This window comes from Rhodoferax sp. (assembly GCF_037143375.1).
In the GTDB taxonomy this organism is placed as follows: Bacteria; Pseudomonadota; Gammaproteobacteria; order Burkholderiales; family Burkholderiaceae_C; genus Rhodoferax.
In genome coordinates, this window is the sequence record NZ_JBAWYV010000233.1 from 1 (window position 1) to 3,668 (window position 3,668).

Sequence of the window (3,668 nt, forward strand, 5' to 3'; positions counted from 1 at the left end):
AGCGCATCTCTGGGTGCCACCAATACACTGACGCGTCGCCTCGGCGACTGGTGGTTGACGGCCGTTGGTGAGGTGCCACCGCAAACCCTGGCAATATTTGCGCAGGGACTTGAGCTTAAAAAATGAATCCCCACTTATCCCGTTTCCAGATTGAGCCGATAGGTTGTTGCTTCGCCTTGCCGTACGTCCGTACTGTCTGCAGCTTCGCGCCAATATCGTATCGATCCGGAAAAGGAATTAAGTCCGCTCCTCGTTTGTTTTCAAAGAAAGGTCGATGATGTTTCAAATCGATTGGAAGAAGTTAAATGCCTGTGTTTTGGCCAGTGCTTGTGTGTTAACGACATCTGTGGCGTTGGTGCCCGTGACCTCTGCCGTGGCGCAAGTGCGCACCTTGCCGGACTTTACCGATCTGGTGGAGCAAGTCGGCCCCTCGGTGGTGAATATTCGGACCCTTGAAAAAGTAGCCGCCAAGCCTTCCGGCGGTGGTCCCGGTGAAGAAGAAATGCTGGATTTCTTCCGTCGTTTTGGCCTGCCGATTCCTAATATGCCGCGCCCGTCGCCTCATCCCAATCGTCCTGCACCTCAAGATGAAGATCAGCCGCGGGGTGTGGGTTCCGGTTTTATCCTGAGCGCTGACGGCCTCATCATGACCAATGCGCACGTCGTCGAAGGCGCCGACGAAGTATTGGTGACCTTGACTGACAAGCGCGAATTCAAAGCCAAGATCATCGGGGCTGACAAGCGCAGTGACGTCGCTGTGGTCAAGATTGAAGCCACCGGTTTGCCCGCCGTCAAAGTTGGCGATGTCTCGCGCCTGAAAGTGGGTGAGTGGGTGATGGCCATTGGTTCGCCTTTTGGGCTGGAAAACACCGTCACCGCAGGCATCGTCAGCGCCAAACAGCGCGACACCGGCGATTACCTGCCCTTTATTCAGACCGATGTGGCCATCAATCCGGGTAATTCGGGGGGGCCTCTTATCAATATGCGCGGTGAAGTGGTGGGCATCAACAGCCAGATTTACTCTCGCTCAGGGGGGTCCATGGGCATTTCGTTCGCCATTCCGATGGATGAAGCGGTGCGCGTCAGTGAGCAACTGCGCGTGTCCGGGCGGGTCTCCCGGGGCCGCATTGGCGTTCAAATTGACCAAGTGACCAAGGATGTGGCGGAGTCGATCGGCTTGGGCAAACCACAAGGCGCCTTGGTGCGCAGTGTTGAGCCAGGTGCGCCCGCTGAAAAGGCAGGCGTGGAAGCAGGCGATATCATCACCAAGTTTGAAGGCAAAGTTGTTGAAAAATCCAGTGACCTGCCACGTATGGTGGGCGGTACCAAACCTGGCACCCGCAGCTCGCTGACGGTATTCCGCCGTGGTGCCACCAAAGAATTGACAGTCACCATCGCCGAGATCGAGGCCGACAAACCAGCCAAGAAAACGGCAGGTAAAGAAGAAAAACCAAAAGCCTCCAGTGCCGGACAAGCGCTCGGGTTGGCTGTCAGTGAGTTGACGGAGGCGCAAAAGAAAGAGCTCAAGGTCAAAGGCGGTGTGAAGGTGGAAGTCGCAACCGATGCAGCGGCCCGTGGCGGACTCCGTGAAGGCGACGTGATCGTGAGCGTGGCCAACACCGAGATTGCTAATCTCAAGGATTTTGAAGCGGCAGTCGGCAAGACGGATAAAAACAAGCCGGTTGCGATGGTTATTCGTCGTGGGGATATGGCTCAAATTGCGGTGATTCGGCCCTCACGCTAAGTTTGTAAACCTGTAAGACCCTTATCCTCACTTGAGTTTGGGGTCTTTCTTTGGTTTCAATGGCCATAAAAAGACAGTTTTTTTAAAATCCCCCCACTTATTTTTCCCTCAATAAATGTTGGTACTCACTAACTTCAAATTTGACTAATAACTGTATTGGTTAGAATGAAGTCGGATCATCAAGGATTACCGGCATATTGAATGGGCATAAGTCCACGATGCGGGAAGAACGGGGCTACTCCACAAGTGGTCCACAGTTCACCCACAAGTTATCCCTAAGATGATCGCCAAAGTTGTGAATAAGTTGTGAATAGAATTCTTGTTGCTGCACTGCAACGATGCGTTGGAACTGTTATTGGACTGTGCTTTCTAGGCTTTTTGCCTACAATAAAGTTCCAGCTATCGCAGTTGCCAATGATTGTTGGTTCAGGGCGCGTCAGAATTTGACGTGCCCTTTTTTCTTGTTCCTTCGTTTTAATTCAAACATTTAAGTGTCCTCGTTGATGAATCACATCAGAAATTTTTCGATCATTGCGCATATTGATCATGGCAAATCAACCCTCGCAGATCGATTGATTCAGCGCTGTGGCGGATTGCAGGCGCGGGAGATGGAAGCGCAGGTGCTCGATTCGATGGACATCGAAAAAGAGCGCGGCATCACCATCAAGGCCCAGACGGCCTCCCTCAAATACAAGGCGCTTGATGGCCAGGTTTACAACCTCAACCTGATTGACACCCCCGGCCACGTTGACTTCTCGTACGAAGTGAGCCGCTCACTCTCGGCCTGCGAAGGCGCGCTGCTGGTGGTCGATGCCAGTCAGGGTGTGGAGGCGCAAACGGTGGCCAATTGCTACACCGCGCTGGAGTTGGGCGTGGAAGTGGTGCCAGTCTTGAACAAGATGGACCTGCCCAACGCCGACCCGGACAACGCCAAAGTCGAAATTGAAGATGTGATCGGTATTGATGCCACCGACGCCATTCCCTGTTCGGCCAAAACCGGCATGGGCATTGACGAAATTCTCGAAGCTGTGGTGGCCCGCATTCCACCGCCCAGAGGCAATCCCGATGGTGCCCTGCGCGCCATGATTGTGGACAGCTGGTTTGATACCTACGTGGGTGTGGTGATGCTGGTGCGCGTGGTCGATGGTCGCTTGGGCAAGGGCGAGCGCTTCAAGATGATGGCCACCGGCACCATGTACAACGCCGACAAGCTCGGTGTTTTTACGCCTGCCAACGAAGACCGCGACTCGCTCGAAGCGGGTGAAGTGGGCTACATCATTGCCGGCATTCGCGAATTGCAAGCCGCCAAGGTCGGCGACACCATTACCCTGATCAAGCCCGGCACCGGCGGTTTGGCTTTCACGGCGACCGTGCCGCTGCCTGGTTTTAAAGAGATTCAGCCGCAGGTGTTTGCCGGTTTGTATCCTACCGAGGCCAACCAGTACGAAGGTCTGCGCGACAGTCTGGAGAAGCTCAAACTCAACGATTCATCGCTGCACTACGAGCCCGAAGTGTCACAGGCGCTCGGATTTGGATTCCGTTGCGGCTTTCTGGGTCTGTTGCACATGGAAATTGTGCAAGAGCGCCTGGAGCGCGAGTTTGACCAGGACCTGATCACCACCGCACCCAGCGTGGTGTACCAAGTGGTGGGGGTGGATGGCGAGGTGCGGATGGTCGAGAACCCGTCCAAGATGCCCGATCAAGGCCGCATGGACGAGATTCGCGAGCCCATCGTCACCGTGCATTTGTACATGCCCCAAGAGTATGTGGGCGCGGTGATGACGCTGGCCAACCTGAAGCGTGGCGTGCAGATGAACATGGCCTACCACGGCCGTCAGGTGATGCTCACTTATGAGATGCCACTGGCCGAAATCGTGCTGGACTTCTTTGACAAGCTCAAGTCGGTGTCGCGCGGTTATGCCTC

Annotated in this window: 3 protein-coding genes; all 3 read left to right on the forward strand. The window is 54.8% G+C overall.

Annotation, left to right across the window (positions count from 1 at the left end):
- Positions 1-126, forward strand: a 126-nt coding sequence (locus tag WCG50_RS18210; protein ID WP_336901015.1) for a MucB/RseB C-terminal domain-containing protein, incomplete at its 5' end; no start/stop codon positions are given.
- A 148-nt stretch (positions 127-274) separates the two neighbouring features.
- Positions 275-1,744, forward strand: a complete 1,470-nt coding sequence (locus WCG50_RS18215; protein WP_336901013.1) for a DegQ family serine endoprotease — start codon at positions 275-277, stop codon at positions 1,742-1,744.
- Between the two features lie 503 nt (positions 1,745-2,247).
- Positions 2,248-3,668, forward strand: a 1,421-nt coding sequence (lepA, locus tag WCG50_RS18220; RefSeq protein ID WP_336901014.1) for a translation elongation factor 4, incomplete at its 3' end; no start/stop codon positions are given.